General features: G+C 33.0%; 17 protein-coding genes and 3 pseudogenes. 4 read left to right on the top strand and 16 right to left on the bottom strand.

Translation table 11 applies throughout. The annotated features are described in order from the left end of the window. Positions 1-14 precede the first annotated feature (14 nt). Positions 15-116 (top strand): annotated as a pseudogene (locus KPF49_RS08060) (four-helix bundle copper-binding protein); the annotation flags it as partial. Positions 117-237: 121 nt separating this feature from the next. Here KPF49_RS08060 and KPF49_RS03835 read toward each other — a convergent pair. Together KPF49_RS03835 and KPF49_RS03830 are read right to left on the bottom strand one after the other, a co-directional pair. After that, positions 238-909 carry a response regulator transcription factor gene (locus KPF49_RS03835; RefSeq protein WP_183674934.1) on the bottom strand — a complete coding sequence of 224 codons (672 nt, stop codon included), beginning with the start codon at positions 907-909 and terminating at the stop codon, positions 238-240. After that, complete coding sequence (locus KPF49_RS03830) at positions 902-2,290, bottom strand: HAMP domain-containing sensor histidine kinase (protein WP_183674936.1); 1,389 nt, start codon at positions 2,288-2,290, stop codon at positions 902-904. The genes KPF49_RS03835 and KPF49_RS03830 overlap by 8 nt, the downstream gene beginning before the upstream one ends. 503 nt (positions 2,291-2,793) lie before the next feature. On the opposite strand from KPF49_RS03830, the gene KPF49_RS03825 reads away from it, so the two are divergent. Continuing rightward, on the top strand, positions 2,794-3,417 hold the full coding sequence (locus KPF49_RS03825; RefSeq protein ID WP_183674939.1) for a YdhK family protein: 624 nt from the start codon (positions 2,794-2,796) through the stop codon (positions 3,415-3,417). A gap of 347 nt (positions 3,418-3,764) precedes the next feature. On the opposite strand, the gene KPF49_RS03820 is transcribed toward KPF49_RS03825, so the two are convergent. From KPF49_RS03820 to KPF49_RS03800, 5 genes are all read right to left on the bottom strand, one after another. Further along, positions 3,765-5,810: a copper-translocating P-type ATPase gene (locus KPF49_RS03820; protein WP_183674942.1), complete on the bottom strand. Its 2,046-nt coding sequence runs from the start codon at positions 5,808-5,810 to the stop codon at positions 3,765-3,767. Positions 5,811-6,031: 221 nt separating this feature from the next. Next, the gene (locus KPF49_RS03815) at positions 6,032-6,538 is read right to left on the bottom strand and encodes a CueP family metal-binding protein (RefSeq protein ID WP_183674945.1); all 507 of its coding nucleotides are present in this window, start codon (positions 6,536-6,538) and stop codon (positions 6,032-6,034) included. A 733-nt stretch (positions 6,539-7,271) separates the two neighbouring features. Continuing rightward, positions 7,272-7,625 (bottom strand): hypothetical protein, encoded by a 354-nt coding sequence (locus KPF49_RS03810; protein WP_183674948.1) that lies wholly within the window; start codon positions 7,623-7,625, stop codon positions 7,272-7,274. After that, positions 7,600-7,791, bottom strand: coding sequence for a hypothetical protein (locus tag KPF49_RS03805; protein ID WP_183674951.1), 192 nt, complete (start codon positions 7,789-7,791; stop codon positions 7,600-7,602). Before KPF49_RS03805 ends, KPF49_RS03810 begins: the two co-directional genes overlap by 26 nt. Positions 7,792-8,110: 319 nt before the next feature. Next, the gene (locus KPF49_RS03800; RefSeq protein WP_183674954.1) at positions 8,111-8,713 is read right to left on the bottom strand and encodes a superoxide dismutase; all 603 of its coding nucleotides are present in this window, start codon (positions 8,711-8,713) and stop codon (positions 8,111-8,113) included. A 132-nt stretch (positions 8,714-8,845) separates the two neighbouring features. On the opposite strand from KPF49_RS03800, the gene KPF49_RS03795 reads away from it, so the two are divergent. Both KPF49_RS03795 and ispG read left to right on the top strand, forming a co-directional pair. Continuing rightward, a complete protein-coding gene (locus tag KPF49_RS03795) occupies positions 8,846-9,580 on the top strand; it encodes a DUF1189 family protein (protein ID WP_183674959.1) in 735 nt (244 codons plus the stop codon). An 85-nt stretch (positions 9,581-9,665) separates the two neighbouring features. Then, positions 9,666-10,784, top strand: a complete 1,119-nt coding sequence (gene ispG / locus KPF49_RS03790) for a flavodoxin-dependent (E)-4-hydroxy-3-methylbut-2-enyl-diphosphate synthase (RefSeq protein WP_221265271.1) — start codon at positions 9,666-9,668, stop codon at positions 10,782-10,784. A gap of 59 nt (positions 10,785-10,843) precedes the next feature. Here ispG and KPF49_RS08190 read toward each other — a convergent pair. The 9 genes and pseudogenes from KPF49_RS08190 to KPF49_RS03745 all read right to left on the bottom strand — a co-directional run. Then, a pseudogene (locus KPF49_RS08190) lies at positions 10,844-10,972 on the bottom strand (IS3 family transposase); the annotation flags it as partial. 12 nt (positions 10,973-10,984) lie between these two features. Then, positions 10,985-11,737: pseudogene (locus KPF49_RS03780) on the bottom strand (IS3 family transposase); the annotation flags it as partial. Beyond that, on the bottom strand, positions 11,716-12,258 hold the full coding sequence (locus KPF49_RS03775) for a helix-turn-helix domain-containing protein (RefSeq protein WP_219490161.1): 543 nt from the start codon (positions 12,256-12,258) through the stop codon (positions 11,716-11,718). The gene KPF49_RS03775 and the pseudogene KPF49_RS03780, both read right to left, overlap by 22 nt. A gap of 72 nt (positions 12,259-12,330) precedes the next feature. Further along, complete coding sequence (locus tag KPF49_RS03770) at positions 12,331-14,037, bottom strand: putative glycoside hydrolase (RefSeq protein ID WP_219490158.1); 1,707 nt, start codon at positions 14,035-14,037, stop codon at positions 12,331-12,333. 8 nt (positions 14,038-14,045) lie between these two features. Further along, positions 14,046-14,474: a Fur family transcriptional regulator gene (locus KPF49_RS03765; RefSeq protein ID WP_183675319.1), complete on the bottom strand. Its 429-nt coding sequence runs from the start codon at positions 14,472-14,474 to the stop codon at positions 14,046-14,048. Then, on the bottom strand, positions 14,467-15,303 hold the full coding sequence (locus KPF49_RS03760) for a metal ABC transporter permease (protein ID WP_183675317.1): 837 nt from the start codon (positions 15,301-15,303) through the stop codon (positions 14,467-14,469). The genes KPF49_RS03765 and KPF49_RS03760 overlap by 8 nt, the downstream gene beginning before the upstream one ends. Next, positions 15,293-16,090: a metal ABC transporter ATP-binding protein gene (locus tag KPF49_RS03755; RefSeq protein WP_183675331.1), complete on the bottom strand. Its 798-nt coding sequence runs from the start codon at positions 16,088-16,090 to the stop codon at positions 15,293-15,295. The genes KPF49_RS03760 and KPF49_RS03755 overlap by 11 nt, the downstream gene beginning before the upstream one ends. Before the next feature lie 99 nt (positions 16,091-16,189). Continuing rightward, on the bottom strand, positions 16,190-17,089 hold the full coding sequence (locus KPF49_RS03750; protein ID WP_183675315.1) for a deoxyribonuclease IV: 900 nt from the start codon (positions 17,087-17,089) through the stop codon (positions 16,190-16,192). A 6-nt stretch (positions 17,090-17,095) separates the two neighbouring features. After that, positions 17,096-18,415 (bottom strand): DEAD/DEAH box helicase, encoded by a 1,320-nt coding sequence (locus KPF49_RS03745; RefSeq protein WP_246562799.1) that lies wholly within the window; start codon positions 18,413-18,415, stop codon positions 17,096-17,098. Positions 18,416-18,423 lie beyond the last annotated feature (8 nt).

The raw sequence follows: 18,423 nt of genomic DNA, 5'->3' as shown, positions 1-18,423 counted from the left end.
CGTTACATGAATGTATAGAAGCCTGTAACTATTGCTACGATGCCTGTTTGAAAGAAGAAGATGTAAATATGATGACAGAATGCATCAGATTGAATCACGAATGTGCAGAAGCTTGTAAGGAAATCGCTTAAAAATCTTATATAGAAAAAACGCCATGTTAAATAATAATTTAGATATGGCGTTTCTTATTAATCGAATGAGGGCATCAGTCTATCATTCTAATATTGAAAGTGTTTTTTAATTTTTAGTCCATTTATAACCAACGCCCCACACCGTGTGAAAATAATCATCGATAGGAAAGCCAACGTCCCGAATTTTCTTCCTCATATTTCTAACATGGGAATCCACAGTACGTCCTTCCGTATCAGAATCCATATTCCACACTAAATCAATCAATTGATTTCTAGAAAAAACCCTTCCTGGATTTTTCATGAATAATCCAATGATTGCAAATTCTTTTGGTGTTAATTTTACAAGTTGTTTTTTATAGGATAGTTCATATTGATCTTCGTCCCATAACAGCCCTTCTACTTCAATCCGGTTGACAGTTCTTGTTCTTCTTAGTAATGCATCCATTCTTGCAACCAATTCTGCTTCATCAAAAGGTTTTGTTATATAGTCATCTGCACCCAACTTGAGTCCTTTTACAATATCTTCTTTCTGCTCACGTGCAGTCACCATGATAATAGGAACATCTGAGTATTGCCGTATTTCTCTGCATACTTCCCATCCATTCATTTCAGGCATCATGATATCCAGTAGAATAAGATCAAACTTCTCTTCTTTAAAAAACTTAAGCCCTGCTTTTGCACCGACTGCTTTTCGACAAAAATAAGGATAAGGTTTCAAGTATAATGTCAACAGCTCGAGCATTCTCTCTTCATCATCAATTAACAACACTTTATTCATTTACATTCTCCTTCTTTAAAGATATGACGAAAACAGTTCCTTTGCCGAGTATACTTTTTACTTTAATATCGCCACCATGCAACTCCACAATTTCTTTAGCGATTGTAAGCCCGAGACCAGATCCTCCGCTTACCCGAGATCTAGACTTTTCAGAACGATACAATCGATTGAATATAAAAGGTATATCTTTTTCTGGGATTCCTTCGCCTGTATCTGAAATAGTTGTTAAAATTTCATTTTTATTTTGATTAACCTCTATTGTGATATGACCTTTCTCAGGAGTATACTTTATTGCATTATCTAATATATTCAATATAACTTGTTGAATTCTTTCAGGATCAGCCATAACAATCAAGTTATCCGGACAATGAAAGAAAAGTTTTATCTTTTTTTCATTGAGCGCTGGATAGATTCGTGCTAAAACCGTCTCAATCAAAGCGCTAAATACTACCCTCTCTTTTGTGATAGCAAATTCATTATGATCGATTTTAGCTAATTCAAATAGATTTTTTATCAGGTCTAATAAATGCTCTGTTTCTTCCTGAATAATTTTAATGTATTTATTCCTGTCTGTCGTGGATATATCTTTTCTGCTAATAATATCCGCATATCCTTTCATATAGGTTAAAGGTGTTCGTAGCTCATGCGATATACTCCCTAAAAATTCATTTCTCTCGTTTTTTAAACGTTCCAGATCTTGAGACAGCAAAGTAATTGAAGTCGCCAAATCTCCAAGCTCATCTTTTCGATGTGTATACAATTCCACGTTATGATTGCCTCTACTTAATTGTTCTGTCGCTTTTTTCATCCTCAATACTGGTTGGGTAATAACTCTGGAAAGAATAAACACGGTTATAACAGTCAGAAGTAAAGTCAATAAACCCACAAGCAAAAATTTATGACTGAGATGATTAATAATCCGTTTGATGCTATCACTTTCAGCAAACATAAAAACATGCCCACTATGAGTTTCATTAAATGTTAAAGGGCTATCCGTAGAGACATATTTTTCTTCTGACCAATTTGATTTCAGGATAACTCCTTCTTGTGGTATTTCACCATAATCAGTATGTTCAATGACAGTCATCATTTCTGGTTCAACCGGATCAGAGTTGATGATTATCTCTCCATTCTCATCTGTTATTACCACAATAAAATCTGATTCTGACTCCATAATCGCAACATGTTCCAATGTAGTGGTTGTATAGTTTTCTTCCAATACGTCCCTGTGTGTATTCCCCCGGGCCAATAAATCCCCCATTACTTCCTCCACACGATCAGCGACTAGATTTGTATATAGGATATAGAATAGTATGATTTCAATAATAAGAATTACCAGGAAAAACAAAAGTCCGATTTTTAAAGCTAATTTATTGAACATAAAAGCCTCCTCAGTTTTCTACAACAGTATACATCGTAATAGATCATCTTATTATTTTGTTCATTAGTCATATTATATAAAAATAATCCAGCAAAGGTAGCAACTGAAACGAAGTTTTAGTCTGAAAAATGTATGACTAAGTATAACACCTGACCGTCAAGACTTTTTAAATTTAAAGGTTAATTCTAAGTTACATGAGTGATTTTACCGCATTCTACTAAAATATAGATGATAATATTATAGTATTAATTTTCTTGGTATCATAATTATATTCGCTATTCTCTTTATACATTTTATTATTCAAATATCGATTTTTCATGCAGATTTGAAGAAAGTGCTGAGATATCATCCACAGTTAATAAGTCTTTAAATTGAAGTCCAATATGTCGAGTCGGTAATATTATTCTTGATTAAATACATTTATTTTTCATTGAATCTGCAAATAAACTGCAAAAGTTATGGGTAGAGTTCTCAGTAGAACTAATAAAATGGAGGGTATATACATGGTAAAAAACAAAATATTATTAGGGCTTCTTTCCATATTCGCTGTATTTTTAATGGCTGCCTGTGGTAATGGGGAAACTCAGCCTAATGAAGATGAAGAAAGCCAAAGCACTGAAACAGAGTCCAGCTCTGAGGAGGAAATGGACATGGAATCAGATTCCGGAGGTCATATGGAACATTCAGCTGATGAGATGTCCAGTTCCGGTGAAGTACCTGAAGACTTGAAAGAAGCAGAAAATCCAACTTATGCAGTTGGAAGTCAAGCGATTATTGAAGCAGAACACATGCAAGGTATGGATGGTGCTGAAGCAACAATTTCCGGTGCTTTTGACACCACTGTCTATACTGTCTCATACACACCGACGAACGGCGAAGAACTGGTAGAAAATCATAAATGGGTCATTCATGAAGAATTGGAAGAACCGGGAGAAGCCCCATTAGAACCAGGCGATGAAGCAGTAATGAATGCATCACACATGGAAGGCATGGAAGGTGCAACGGCTACGATTGATTCTGCTGAAAAGACCACTGTCTATATGGTGGATTTCGTTACAACAGATACTGAAGAAGAAGTTCACAATCATAAATGGGTCACGGAAAGTGAGTTGACACCTATAGAATAAATTAATTAGTGAATAGTAATATAGTACAAAAACATGAGATTTTTGATTACAAAGAAAAGCTCCGGCAAATCTTGAGTTAAGATTTGCGGAGTTTTTATCTTATCTTCTTTTTTATAATTATTATATAAAATCAATAAGATAAAAAATGATACTCTAAATTAATAAAATTTTTTACCGTTAACTACCCGCATCACTTCCCATTCGGAGTCTATGATATTTTAATCAATTGCTTTGGTCATATTTTGTTCTCTAATTTTTTCAAGTATTTTTAAGATGTCTTTCATATTTCATACAGTAAAGAATTAAAATACCGACTATCCTTAAGTAAGGATTTGTCGGCATTTATTTTATTCTACTTCAAATTTATGCAGTAACTGCGCATTGATTGCTACGATGATTGTACTGAGACTCATCAAAATCGCACCTACAGCCGGACTGAGTATTATCCCCCAAGGCGCCAGCACTCCTGCTGCCAATGGGAGGGCAATCACGTTATATCCGGTTGCCCAGATCAGATTCTGTACCAATTTATTATATGTTCTTTTAGACAGGCTGAATATTGCAAGAATATCTTTCGGATTACTGTCTACGAGAACGATATCTGCACTATCCATCGCGATATCTGTGCCCGCACCCACTGCGATACCAACATCTGCTTTAGTCAATGCCGGTGCGTCATTGATTCCGTCACCTGTCATTGCCACAACCAAACCACGTTCTTGAATTTCTGTCACTTTACCTGCTTTTTCATTGGGCATTACTTCAGCATAGACTTCATCAATCCCAATTTGTTCTGCGACATAACTTGCGACTTTTTGGTTATCTCCAGTCAACATTATAGCTTTAATATTTCTCTTATGCAGCTGTTCTATTGTCTGCTTAGAACTTTCTTTAATCTTATCAGCAAGCGCAATTGCACCTGTCAATTCTTCATCTACCAGAAGAAAAACAACCGTTTTACCTTGTTCTGACCATTTATTGAAGTTATGGTCATCAAAATCAATTTTTTGTTTACGTACATATCCCGGGCTCACTACTTTGACTTGTTTATCATCAATCACTCCTTCAATTCCTACACCGGTAATTGAATTAAAATTTGTCATTTCAAGCAATTCAAGTTCTTTTAACTTGGCTTCATTGAGTATACCTTTCGCAATAGGATGCTCTGAGTCATTTTCCACTGTTGCCGCATAACGTAAAAGAGTATTTTCGTTTATATTATTGAAGGTCTGTATATCTGTAACCCCAAATTCACCTTCAGTCAAAGTGCCGGTTTTATCAAATATCACAGCGTTAATTTTACGAGCCTTTTCAAACTGTGGACGTTGGCGAATCAACAGACCATGCTTTGCAGCAAGTGATGTAGATACTGAAATAACCAGCGGTGTTGCTAAACCTAAAGCATGAGGACAAGCAATAACCAAAACTGTTACCAATCTCATGATAGCAGTATCTATAGTTGCTCCAATACTTATCCAAACGATAAAGGTGATAATTCCGGAAGCTAAAGCGATATAGAATAACCATTTAGCTGCTTTATTAGTTACATCCTGAGCTTTCGATTTAGTACGTTGTGATTCTCTAACCATATCTATAACTTGTGTTAGATAAGATTCATTCATCAGTTTCTCTACTTCAATAGTGAGAGAACCTTCTCTGTTTATTGAACCACCAATGACCTCGTCATCAATGGATTTTCCAACTGGAACAGATTCACCCGTTAACATTGATTCATCAACTTGTGACTTTCCTTTAACGATTTTACCATCCAGCGGCATTTTTTCTCCGGGTTTTACCAATAGTAAATCACCCACTTTAATATCATCAATCTGAACTTCTTCTGTTTCACCATTTTCAGTGATACGGTTTGCCGTATTAGGCATTAATGATGCGAGGGATTCCAGGGCCTTGGAAGCATTGTTAATAGATCGCATTTCAATCCAATGTCCGAGAAGCATGATTAATACAAGAGTTGCCAACTCCCAGAAAATTTCTTCCCCATTGAATCCAAAAACAACTACCATACTATAGAAGTAAGCGACAGAAATCGCCATTGCTATTAATGTCATCATGCCTGGTTCTTTGTTTTTCAATTCATCGTAAGCGCCCTTAATGAATGGCCATCCCCCGTAGAAATAAACGAAAGTGGCCAACGCTGCCACAATATAACTATCTCCATTAAATTTCCAATCCACACCTATGAAATTTTGAATCATCGGAGATAGAAGTACAATTGGAATTGTGAATATCAGGATAATGAAGAATTTATTACGAAACTCTGTCACCATATGCGCATGATCGTGTCCGCTATGATTATGGGATTCGTGGCTCTTCTCATGGTTATGATGACTTTCTTCATGTTCAGCATGATTATAATTATCTTCTTTATTCATTTTTCTCCTCCTACATTATAATATGACTACAAATGTAATCGTTATTTTTCAAGCTGTTAATTTACTAAGTCTATTATAAAAAATATATGTGCAGAAACTATCCACTACATGTATTTAAAAACTAAGTAAGGATAAATTAACTATTGCTCTGATATTTAATATTGAATTAAAATGCAGATCTCACAACACTAGACAGCATTGTGGAATCTGCATTTAAAAAATTATTTAAGCTGTAAATCTGTCAAACAGGTACTGTCATTCTCAAAAGTTGAAAAATCGGACTCAACTGTTTTTCCATCGTAATTAATTTCTAAAGAGTAATTTTTATCTCTTGGCAGCCAAAAATCCAAGAAACCATTCTCAAGTGTAGTCAGCTTTTCATTAACGTAAACTTCTCCATCTTCATCTGTAATTTTTACATCCATTTCCTCATTCATCAACTCTCCTTGACAACCTGTTAAGCTATGAAATTCAAAGGGATGTGTATATGAGATGTATGGTGCAATGGATACAAAAAACTCATCGTCTGGCAAAGCGTAGACATTTTCTTCTCCATCATCCTGGACAATAAGTGTTTGATCATTAATAGAGGCTGATTCTACAATTTTACTGGCACTTAATTCTGACACCATTTCTTTAATATTTGATTCATTTGATACTGAGTCATTGCCACAACCTGCTAAAATAAATATTAAACCCAATAATGTTGGCATTAAATATTTTTTCATCAAAATTCCTCCTTAATATAGTTTTAACAATGATTTATTTTAATTATAACCCTTAAAAACCTCTAAAGTCTGGCTGTAGCTAGATAATAATCTGAGTCAAGCCATCAAAATAATGACAATAAATATTTAATCTTAGAATCTTCCTTGTTTTTTCATACTCTTATACCTCCAGTCGTTATTACTTTCATCTTGCACCTCATACATAGTTGGTTTTTATTATCGATTTTAGCTAATAAAAATTCCTCTCTAATAATTTAGTTTAAATCAAAATTTTAAAGAAACTGTGCATTTTATTAGTATTTAATGTGACATTTCAATTATGAATAAATTTAAATTCTATACTTAAATAATCCAGATAAATTTACTTGTGATTAGTTTCTTCATATTCGTACTCTACATCTAGTGATTTAACGTATACTTTTAATTCTTTAATTTTCTTCTAATATCTAGGAGTAATATTTACCTAAAAGATTATTAAAATCGATTTCGTTCATACTATATAAACGTTAATAAAATTACTAAAATTTAGAATGAATGAAAACGAACGAATCAAAGAACCCCTTCTATCGTATCTTCCATGGACTTATAAAATAAATGTGCGTGACTTTATTGAAAATAAGATCACGCACAACCATAAATAAAGAAGTACTATGCTCTTAATAAGAACATAGCACTCAATTTTATACTGATATATTTATATCACCTAAATTTTTAAGTGATATACATTTTGCATTTAAGATATATATTTTATTACTGACATAACTAATATTATTGAAGCATCGAATGAATCCCCATCGCTATTCAAAATTTTTATTTTTCTTTTTGTAGATAAATAGTCTGTTCCTTCATGTATAGCGATTTCTTTTTTATTATCATCAATCATACTGAATGGTTTTTTTGATTGCATATATGGTTTTTTAATTTTATATATGGAATTTTCATGCATAAATACATAGTGAGTTTCTGCATATTTCAAAGTTTGAGTAGTATTAGAATTTAAAATTAACTTTCCTATCTTTCTTTTATTTTCTTCGGTTAATATATATATATTCCAATTACGCTTATTCTCCTCTTTTTTTTTGTTCAATAATACTTACTTCAGTATTAAATATTTTTACTCTATAGGACATTTCTCCAAGTAATTGTCTTGTTATATTTGTAGCTGTTATATATCCAATTTTTTCTTCCATATTATATGAAATACTTTGTTTAAAAAATAATGGTATTAAAGGTGAATTTATAGTGTAATTCATAAAATATTCTCCTAAAAATCATATTTTTAAATAAAATAATATTGACGTTACTGAAAATAAATTGGTACATACTAAATTTTGAATTCAAAATATAAATCGTTTACTAAATATATAGTAGAAACTCAATACATAAAGTTCATTAAACCTATACAACAATAATATATTTATATAGATTATTATACTGACTAAATGAACTATAATATAAAATACAATTAAAAACGATTATTTTATTTATTATAAAAAAACTCCCCTAAACTTGGATGTTAATGTCCAAATTTAGGGAAGTAATTCAAATACTCACAGCTTTTATTTAAATAAATTATTTAGCTTCTTGGTATAATTCGTTTACTTTTTCCCAGTTAACAACATTCCAAATAGCACCTAAGTACTCTGGACGTCTGTTTTGGTATTTAAGGTAGTACGCATGTTCCCAAACGTCTACACCAAATACAGGTGTTTTACCTTCACTTAGTGGGTTATCTTGGTTAGGAGTTGATGTAATTTCTAAACCATCATTTCCTACAACTAACCATGCCCAACCAGATCCAAAACGACCTGCAGCTGCAGCTTCAAATTTTTCTTTGAATGAATCTACAGAACCGAATTTTTCTTCGATTGCTTCTTTAAGTTCAGCAGGAATATCTTTTTGTTCTGGAGTTAATAGTTGCCAGAATAATGAGTGGTTATAGTGTCCGCCACCGTTGTTTCTTACAGCAGTTTTCACATCTTCAGGTAATGAGTCAACTTCTTTTACTAACTCTTCAAGGGACTTACCTTCTAAATCAGTACCTTCAACTGCTTTGTTTAAGTTTGTAACATAAGTGTTGTGGTGTTTAGAATGGTGAATCTCCATTGTTTCCTTGTCGATTGTTGGTTCTAATGCATCATATGCATATTCTAACTCTGGTAATTCAAATGCCATAACTAAAATCTCCTCCTAATGATGTTTACAATCCAAATATATCAAATTAAGTGCTACAATAAAAGGTATATACGTCATGTAGACACTAAATCAGACTAACGTCTGACTATTAACATAAATGGATGTGTGAGTATGAATTATTTTACTTATTTCAAACGTTTAGTAAAGTTTGAAAAGTATCCTCTATTTAGAACAGTACCCTTTAAGTACTTACTATTAAACATTTTAATTATAGGAATATTATTATCTATTCCAAATATGTTATCTTTCGTTAACACAAATCAATTTGCATCAACTTTAGATGAAGTAAAAGATGACATTCCAAAATTTGAAATTGTCAATTATGAATATTCCGGTGGTGAAGCAACACTCGACTCATCAAAAGGTAAAATTATTTTTACAAACGATGAAGTAAATACGAAAGATGCGTTTATATCTTTTCAAAAGCAAGGAATAGAAATTCAAAATATGACTGAAGACTATTTATCATATTCAAGTTTTGATAAATTTAAAAATGATCAAGAACTTAAAAATTATATTGATACGCATAAAAATAGTGCCACATTCTTTTTCGTCGTTTATTCAATCATCCAAATTATCGTCATGTCAGCATTTGTATTTACAATATTGTTATTACTCTCATTTATATTAAATAAAGTTGCTGAAATTAAAAATAAGCGTACTGATTATATGAACTGGTTTAAGATCATTTCATATTCTTTTGTTATCCCTTCGGTAATATTTGCAGTGATTGAGTTTGTGACACATAGAGAGTTTTGGTGGGTTTACGTATTCGTCATTATCTTTTTAACTTATTATTATAAGAAGTTACCTGAACTTAAGAAAAAGAGAAAACCATCAATATAGACCGTTGACCATTACATCGACGGCAATTTATTGTATAATTAAAATTACGAAAAAATAATATTATTGTTTCAAGGAGATATATTAAATGTCAGAAATTACACATCGTAAAAACACTCGTCCTGTTCGAGTTGGCGATTTAGTGATTGGTGGCTCTGATGAGATCATCATTCAAAGTATGACAACGACTAAAACGCACGACGTTGAAGCGACAGTTGCTGAAATTAAGCGTTTAGAAGAAGCGGGTTGTCAAATCGTTCGAGTGGCTTGTCCTCGTGAAGAAGACGCACTCGCAATTAAAGAAATTAAAAAACAAATTAACATTCCATTAGTCGTCGATATTCACTTCGACTATAGACTTGCATTACTCGCAATTGAAGGTGGTGCGGATAAAATCCGTATTAACCCTGGTAACATCGGTAAACGTGAGCGTGTTGAAGCGGTCGTTAACGCATGTAAAGAAAAAGGAATTCCAATTCGTATCGGAGTAAACGCAGGAAGTTTAGAACGTCATATTATTGAAAAATATGGATATCCAACTGCGGATGGTATGTTAGAGAGTGCATTACATCATATTAAAATCTTAGAAGATCTAGATTTCCACGATATTATCGTATCTATGAAAGCTTCAGACGTACACCTTGCGATTGAAGCATACGAAAAAGCTTCTAAAGCATTTGACTACCCACTACACATCGGTATTACTGAAAGTGGTACCCTATTTGCTGGGACAGTTAAAAGTGCTGCAGGACTCGGTGTATTAATCGATAAAGGTATCGGTAACACAATGAGAATTTCACTATCTGCAGATCCAGTTGAAGAAGTAAAAGTTCAAAAAGAACTATTAAAAACATTTGGACTTGCCTCAAACGCTGCCACACTCATTGCTTGCCCAACATGTGGACGTATCGAAATCGATTTAATTGCAATCGCAAACGAAGTTGAAGAATACATTCAAAATATCAATGCACCAATTAAAGTTGCTGTGCTTGGATGTGCAGTAAACGGTCCAGGAGAAGCGCGTGAAGCAGACATCGGAATTGCAGGTGCTCGTGGTGAAGGTTTACTATTTATGCATGGTAAAACTGTCAGAAAAGTACCTGAAGAAACGATGGTCGATGAACTGAAAAAAGAAATCGATATTTTAGCAGAAGCACATTACGAAAAGGAAAGAAAACGTAAAGAAGAGCTATTAAAAAATAAATAAACAAAACAAAAGACGCTTGAGAAATTTTGATGTGCTACCCAAAAGTTGGACTTTGGGAATTAAGCAGATTGTAAGGTATGTTTCCTGAATTCTTCAGGAGACATGCCTTTTAATTTTAGCTTAATTCTATCTTTATTATAGTATCTAATATATTCATGTACTGCGATTTCTAATGCTTCATATGTTTTGAAGACTTCTCCTTAAAACATTTCCTGCTTTAATAAGCCAAAGAAGTTCTCCATCGGTGAATTATCTAAACAGTTTCCTTTACGTGACATACTCATTGTTGCACCAAATTCTGTTATGGTATTTCCCCAACTACTATGCTGATAATGAAATCCTTGATCCGAGTGAACAACTAATTGGTTTAGATTGTGATGGTGTTCCTCAAGTGCTTTATTTAAAGGATTTAGAGCGATTGCTAGGTTTGGTGAACGACTTAATTGATAAGCAATCACTTCAGAGTTATAACAATCCATAATTGTTGATAGATATAATTTCTTGCCTTTGATAGGTAACGCAAACTCTGTGACATCTGTCACCCATAGTTGATTAAATGTTTTCGGCTTAAAGTTACGCTTTACCTTATTTGGAGCGACTGTTCCAACTTGTCCTTTATATGAACTGTAACGCGTCCTCGATTTGTTTTTGAATTTTTGACATAGTAAATTATAGGTCTTCATAATGCGTAACAAGCGCTTATGATTCACCACAATTTGTTCTCTGTTTTCGAGTATCGCTTTGATTCTTCTGTAACCATATCTACCTTTATGTCTTGAGACTATCTTTCTAATTTTTTCTACTAGCCATCGATCTTTTTGTTTCTGATCATCCATATGTTTTATCCAGTAGTAATATACAGACTTTGGTAGCTTCAACACTGTTAAAATCTCTTTTAGTGTATAAGTCGTTTCTTGCCTTACCTCAAGCGCTACTTTCGTTTTTTGTCTGTTGGATCTGTCGGTAAGGCGTTTAACTTTTTTAGAATGATATTTTCCAGTTCTTTCATTCTGAGTTCTTCTCTTAGACGTTCTAACTCTTCGCGTTCTGTTTCATTCAAAGGTTCACTCTTCGATACTTGTTTTTGGTTATTTTCTTTCTTAGACATATGTTTTATTGGTCTCCCTTGTTTGCCCTCTAGAGCAGCTGGACCACCTTCTTGGATCTTGCGATGCCAGTTAGTGATTGTTGAAAAATGCTTGATACCAAAGTATTCCGCTGTTTCTCTATAGGATAATTGATTTTCTTCTCTATATTTTAAAACAGCTCGCTTAAATTCACTAGTATATTGAGTATTACTTAGAGATTTAGTGAGGCCCTGATAGCCATATGTGTTATATTGTTTTACCCAATTTTCAACAAGCGATCTAGCCACATTATGCTTTTCACCTAAAAATTTATATCCTCCTGCTCCATTTAAATATTCATTAACTACTTTTACCTTAAATTCAAAGCTATGCTTTTTATACTTCATACAAAAACACCCCTAAAGTTGGATTTTCATGTCCAACTTTAGGGGTGCAGCTCATTTCTCAAGCGTCTTTAACTATTTAAAATTTACTCCACGACTATATTTATTAGTCGCATCCCACAATAGAAACTCATTCACACCGTGATCGTTTAATGCTTTTACTTGAGCTTCTACTTCTTCTTTATTATATTGTATAAAGTTTCCAGCACCTAAGTAACTTGCTGTGAAGTCTTGTAACCATGGTCTAGAAACTGGTGGGTTTTCAAGTGTATTAAACACTTCTTTTTCAACTTCTATATAACCATCGATTACTTTATATGGCTCGGTATCTGGAGCGAGTACATCAAAATAACCTTCACTCCAGTGACTCGGGTAAATCATCGCTGACATAACGTCCGCTGCTTCAGCTAATTGTCCAAAGTTTTGTCCAATCCCTGGTGCTTCTCCTTCAATTGCAGCATAACCAAATAAATCTACACTTACATCTACATTATATTGCTTTAGGTGTTCATGCGCATAATTGACGAAGTCTAGTATTGCAGATACACGGTCGTTTTTATCGTATGATCCGCTATCAAAAGCAAGTTCGTTACTGTAAGTTTCAAATCCTTCGGGGAATCTTACATAGTCAAACTGAATGTCTTTAAACCCAGCTTTTGCTGCTGCAACGGCAACATCTAAATTATAATCCCATACTTCTTTTAAAAATGGATTTATAAAACTTTCACCGTTTCCGTTTTTCCATAAAGTACCATCAGATTTTTTAAATGACCATTCTGGCTTTTCTTCAGCGAGTAATGTGTCTTTAAAAGTTACGATACGAGCGATTGGATATATATTGTTTTCTTCAAGCTTTTTAAGTACCGCTTCAGCGTCATAATAATTAAATGTAAAGTTTGAAATTAATTCATTTCCTGTATCAATATCAAACATAATATCACCATAATCGCCTTTTACGTCAATAACGACTGAGTTTAAACCAGATTCATTCATAAATCCTATTAATTCATCTAGCTGCGCTCCTCCAGCATTATAACCAGATACATAAATACCTTTTACCCCGTCTTCTGGGTATGGAATGTTAATATCAGGTACAAATGCTAATCGTTCTGGGAAACTATTTTCCATAGTGATATTTTCAACCGTTAAGTTAGTCATATCTTCTAAGTTATCTTTTAATGACTCGTCTTTAGTTGCTATGATCTTATTTAAATTATTATGTGAAGTAATGAGTTTAGATAGATTTTTATTTAACTCGCTTATAATATCATTATTTTCTTTAATGTATAGTGAAGCTTCTTTAAAAGTAGCTTCATCTTCTTTTAAAGTGTTAAACATATTTTTTTGTTTATTATTTAAATGATCGACATCTTTTAAATAGCCTTTTAAAAGATTCACGTGATCTGTTAAGCTTTCATGAAGTTGCTTGAAATTATTAACATTATCTTCGTCGAGCTTTTCAGTATTTACTTTGTCTAACTTTTCTAATGACTTTTCATAGTCTTCAAAATCTTTTTCTATGTCTTCGTATTTACTCTCTTGATCTTTTAATAATTCAAGACCTTCATGCTTTTTTTGCTGAAATTCTTTTTCAGAAGAAGAAACTTCTTTTAATTTGTTAGAAATATTATTTTCTAACTGTGAAATCTCTTCAATATTATCTTTTAAAGATTGATTGTACTCAGTAACATTTTTTGTTTCTTTATTTAATGTGCCTTCAGCACTGCAGGAAGCAAGAAAAATACATAGAAGTGGTATTAAAAAATACCATTTATTTCTCATGAATTGTATCATCCTTTCTGACATTTTGAACAGAGGCCATATAGCTCTATTTTGTGACTATTAATTTTAGCGCCTGGTATTTCTTTTTGCCATGTTTCTACTGGGCAATAATGAATAATTTTTACCATACCACAATTTTCACAAATAAAATGATGGTGATGATGGTCACTACAAGAAATCATATAATGCTTCTCACCATTAAATGTCGTTTCTTCTAGGACATTGATTTCATATAGTGTATATAAGTTTCTATATATCGTATCATAACTAATTCCTTCATAAATCTCAGCCATTTTATCATAAACATATTTTGCACTTACATAATTTTCATTTTCTAAAAAGATGTCGAGTAATGACAGTCTTTGCTTAGTTAACTTTAAATTATTTTCCTTTAATATTGATTTAACTTCTTCTTTATCAATAGTATGATTATGCATTCATCTTCACTCCAATTCGATTGACGACAAATGTCATCGCTAAAATAAATATCGCAACTAATACGATCATTCCACCTGGAGCAATATCTAAATAAAATCCTATCACTAGACCAATAAGTACAGATATTTCACCAAAAATAATACTCACTAGAATTAATGTTTTAAAACTTGAAGTTATTCTCATAGCTGCTGCGACAGGTAGAGTCATCATAGCACTTACTAATAACGTACCGACAATTCTCATTGATGCACTAATGACTAAAGCAACTAACACAATAAAAATAAAATGAATCACACCGCTAATCTTCATAACTTCACTATATTCTTCATCAAATGACAGTAAAAACATTTCCTTATATAGTAATACAACGAATGAAACCACGATAACTCCAATAATACTAATTAAAATTAAATCGTTTCTCGTCACGGCACTAATACTACCAAATAGGTATCCAAATAAGTCTTGATTAAATCCATTAGATAACGATAAAAAAACTACAGACAATGCAATACCGAGACTCATAATAATTGGTATTGAAATCTCTGAAAAGTGTTTATATACTGTACGCATTTTTTCAATACTTAAAGCACCGACGATTGAAAATAGGACTGCTGTGATTAATGGATTAATTAAAAATCCAGTGATACTTGTTATATAAACACCGAAAGTTATTCCACCAAGGGAGATATGAGATAGTGCATCGGCGATTAAACTTAGCCTTCTTACGACAATAAATGTACCAAGTAACGGTGCAATTAATCCGACAATAATCCCACTAATAAAAGAATATCTCATAAATTCATAATTTTGTAATGCATCAATTAACATGTGGCACCTCACAACAGCTTCTATCGTGGTCATGACTCACGAGTTGAATTGGAAATCCATAAACTTTAGAGAGTTGTGCTTCATCTAAATTACGAAATTCTTGATTCGTACCGTGGAAATGTAAATGCTCATTCAGACAAGCTACAGTATCTGCTTGATCAATAACAACACCTATATCATGTGTGACAAGAAGGATTGTCGTACCCTCTTCTTTTAAAAGTGTTAATACTTCATAGAAGCTATTAATATTTCTTGCATCAATTCCTTCAGTCGGCTCGTCTAACACGAGAATTTCTGGATTATTAATTAATGCTCTCGCAATAAACACACGCTGTGTTTGACCACCTGATAAACTTGCGATATTTTTGTTTTTTAAATCTTTAATATCTAATAAATTTAAAACATAATCTAATGCTTCATAGTCTTCCTTATTAAATCTTTTAAATAATCCACGTTTTTTGGTTAAGCCACTTAATACAACTTCTTTAACAGTTGCTGGGAAACCTTTTGCAAATGAAGCAGCTTTTTGTGACACGTAGCCGACTTTCGTCTCTCTATTTTTTCGACTGGCAGGCTTACCGTTTATGAGTATTTCACCTTCTTGTAGCTTTTTAATTCCCAATATCAACTTTAATAATGTTGATTTACCAGAGCCATTTGGTCCAACAATCGCCATAAATTCACCTCTATCAATTTTTAGATTGATATTTTGTAAAGCGACTGTAGTTTCCATTTTTTCATAATATTTATAGCTAACATCTTTAATTTCAAATATTGGTGCTGTCATGTTTTCACCTTCACTTTCTATCACTTCAATTGTTCTATTTTACCGTAACCATTACGAATTGTAAAATAAAAGAGCACTATTACAAGTGCTCTTTATAACTTACTGCTTAATATTTGGATTAATTTTTTCAAGTAATTCAGGGTCGAATTGACCACTTTTAATCATTTCGATTTCATGTTTGTATGGGGGCTGTTTATCTTTTTTGTCAAGCCCAACAAAAGGTGTTTCTAAAATTTTTGGTAAATCTTTAAATTCTTCATGGTTAACGATGTATTGTAACGCATCAAAACCGATATGACCAAACCCATAGTTTTCGTGCCTATCTTTTTTTGCACCGACTTCGTTTTTAGAATCATTTATGTGAAGCACTTTAATGCGGTCGATACCAATTGTTTTGTCAAAGTCATTTAAGACACCGTCAAAATCATTTTTAATGTCATATCCAGAATCATGAACATGACAAGTATCAAATGTGACACTTAAACGTTCGTTATGTGTCACACCGTCTATTATTCTTGCGATTTCTTCAAAGTTACGACCAATTTCAGTTCCTTTACCTGCCATTGTTTCTAAAGCAATTTGAACATCGTGTTTTTCTTCTAAGACAATGTTTAAGCCTTTAATAATCGATTCAATACCTGCATCTACTCCAGCACCAACATGTGCGCCTGGATGTAGTACGATTTGATTAGAACCAATTGCTTCAGTACGTGCGATTTCATTAATTAAAAAATCAACACCCAGGTCAAACACACCTTCACGTGTCGTGTTTCCTATGTTAATAATGTATGGTGCATGAACGACGATATCTTTCATTCCATATTCTTTAATCAATGATTGTCCTTTTTCAATATTTAATTCTTCAATAGGTTTTCTTCTCGTATTTTGAGGTGCACCGGTATAGATCATAAATGTATTTTCTCCATATGAATGTGCTGTTTCTACGGCACCCTCTAACATTTTTTTACCATTCATCGGAACATGTGAACCAATCAACATATTATCTTACCTCTTTTTACTTTTTCTTTTTTGATTTTGTGCATATTGCTTACGCTTATCACGCTTTAGTTTTTCTAAGTCTTGTTTCATCTTTTTCTTATAACCAGGTTTAACTTTTTTTGGCTTTCTTACTTTATAAGATAAATCTTCATCGAGTTGTACTTCTTTTTTACGTCTCTCTGAGCGTTTTTTACGATCTTTAATTTCTCGTAATTCACCTCGTATTAAATCTTCATGTTTAAATTTATAGCCTTTACTTTCAATTTGGTCGAGGAGGTCTGTTTCGTTCGGTTCATATAAAGTAATTGCAACCCCACTATATTCACCACGACCGACACGACCAACCCTATGAGTAAAGAACTCAATTTCTCTTGGGATGTCGTAGTTAATTACGTGACTTGCACCGTCAAAGTCTAAACCTCTAGCTGCAAGGTCACTCGCGACAACCCACATATATTCTAAATTGTGAATTTGGTTAATGACTTGTTTACGTTCCCTCGGTTTTAATCCCCCGTGGAATATACCGACATTTACACCATTTTGTGCTAGGTATTCGTACAACTCATCTGCTCTTTCACGACTATTTGCGAATATAAAACCTAAGTAAGGCGTAATGTTTTGTGTAATATCAAGTACTTTTGACATTTTATTATCACTACGTACTGGAATTAAGCTATAGTGAATATTCGCTTTTTGCTTTGTGTTATCAATGACAAGCACTTCAGTATGTGTTAAATATTTCTGTAAAAAGTGTTGCAAATCGTTTGGGATTGTTGCAGAGAAAACTAAAAATTGTGCAGACGAATCTATAGCATTTGATATTTTATCGATTGTTTCTAAAAATCCTAAATCAATACTTAAATCCGCTTCATCTATAACTAAAGAGCTCGCTTCTGATACTTTTAAATTTGATGAGTGAATTAGTTCTAATATACGGTTTGGTGTACCAATTACTATGTGCGGACTGTTTTCTGCACGTGTTTGGTCTCTTTCAAAATCTTTTCCACCGATAAAAAGCTTTGCTTCAATTTCAGGAAAAGTCTTTAAGACCTCTGACGCCATATTATATAATTGGCGCGCGAGTTCGCGTGTTGGCGCGATAATTATTGACTGAACTTTTTTATCTTCTGGATGAATATTATTAATTATCGGTAATAAAAATGCGTGACTTTTACCACTACCTGTTGAACTTTGAACAATAACATTATTTCCTTTTAAGATTTTTGGTATTACTCGTTCCTGTACTAAAGTTGGGTGTGTAAAGTGTATATTTTCAACCGCTTTTAGCATTTCTTCTTTAAAATCAAATCGCTTAAATGCATTCATGTTCTCAC

Source organism: Nosocomiicoccus ampullae (genome assembly GCF_019357495.1).
Lineage (GTDB): Bacteria > Bacillota > Bacilli > Staphylococcales > Salinicoccaceae > Nosocomiicoccus > Nosocomiicoccus ampullae.
Note: the sequence above shows the minus strand (reverse complement) of the source record. Positions and strands in the feature narration are given on the sequence as shown.

What these genes read in the sequence shown, in the direction of transcription:
- KPF49_RS03835 (WP_183674934.1), bottom strand. Translation starts at nt 909, where the DNA reads ATGAATAAAGTGTTGTTAATTGATGATGAAGAGAGAATGCTCGAGCTG.
- KPF49_RS03830 (WP_183674936.1), bottom strand. Translation starts at nt 2,290, where the DNA reads ATGTTCAATAAATTAGCTTTAAAAATCGGACTTTTGTTTTTCCTGGTA.
- KPF49_RS03825 (WP_183674939.1), top strand. Translation starts at nt 2,794, where the DNA reads ATGGTAAAAAACAAAATATTATTAGGGCTTCTTTCCATATTCGCTGTA.
- KPF49_RS03820 (WP_183674942.1), bottom strand. Translation starts at nt 5,810, where the DNA reads ATGAATAAAGAAGATAATTATAATCATGCTGAACATGAAGAAAGTCAT.
- KPF49_RS03815 (WP_183674945.1), bottom strand. Translation starts at nt 6,538, where the DNA reads ATGAAAAAATATTTAATGCCAACATTATTGGGTTTAATATTTATTTTA.
- KPF49_RS03805 (WP_183674951.1), bottom strand. Translation starts at nt 7,791, where the DNA reads ATGAATTACACTATAAATTCACCTTTAATACCATTATTTTTTAAACAA.
- KPF49_RS03800 (WP_183674954.1), bottom strand. Translation starts at nt 8,713, where the DNA reads ATGGCATTTGAATTACCAGAGTTAGAATATGCATATGATGCATTAGAA.
- KPF49_RS03795 (WP_183674959.1), top strand. Translation starts at nt 8,846, where the DNA reads ATGAATTATTTTACTTATTTCAAACGTTTAGTAAAGTTTGAAAAGTAT.
- ispG (WP_221265271.1), top strand. Translation starts at nt 9,666, where the DNA reads ATGTCAGAAATTACACATCGTAAAAACACTCGTCCTGTTCGAGTTGGC.
- KPF49_RS03775 (WP_219490161.1), bottom strand. Translation starts at nt 12,258, where the DNA reads ATGAAGTATAAAAAGCATAGCTTTGAATTTAAGGTAAAAGTAGTTAAT.
- KPF49_RS03770 (WP_219490158.1), bottom strand. Translation starts at nt 14,037, where the DNA reads ATGAGAAATAAATGGTATTTTTTAATACCACTTCTATGTATTTTTCTT.
- KPF49_RS03765 (WP_183675319.1), bottom strand. Translation starts at nt 14,474, where the DNA reads ATGCATAATCATACTATTGATAAAGAAGAAGTTAAATCAATATTAAAG.
- KPF49_RS03760 (WP_183675317.1), bottom strand. Translation starts at nt 15,303, where the DNA reads ATGTTAATTGATGCATTACAAAATTATGAATTTATGAGATATTCTTTT.
- KPF49_RS03755 (WP_183675331.1), bottom strand. Translation starts at nt 16,090, where the DNA reads ATGACAGCACCAATATTTGAAATTAAAGATGTTAGCTATAAATATTAT.
- KPF49_RS03750 (WP_183675315.1), bottom strand. Translation starts at nt 17,089, where the DNA reads ATGTTGATTGGTTCACATGTTCCGATGAATGGTAAAAAAATGTTAGAG.
- KPF49_RS03745 (WP_246562799.1), bottom strand. Translation starts at nt 18,415, where the DNA reads ATGAATGCATTTAAGCGATTTGATTTTAAAGAAGAAATGCTAAAAGCG.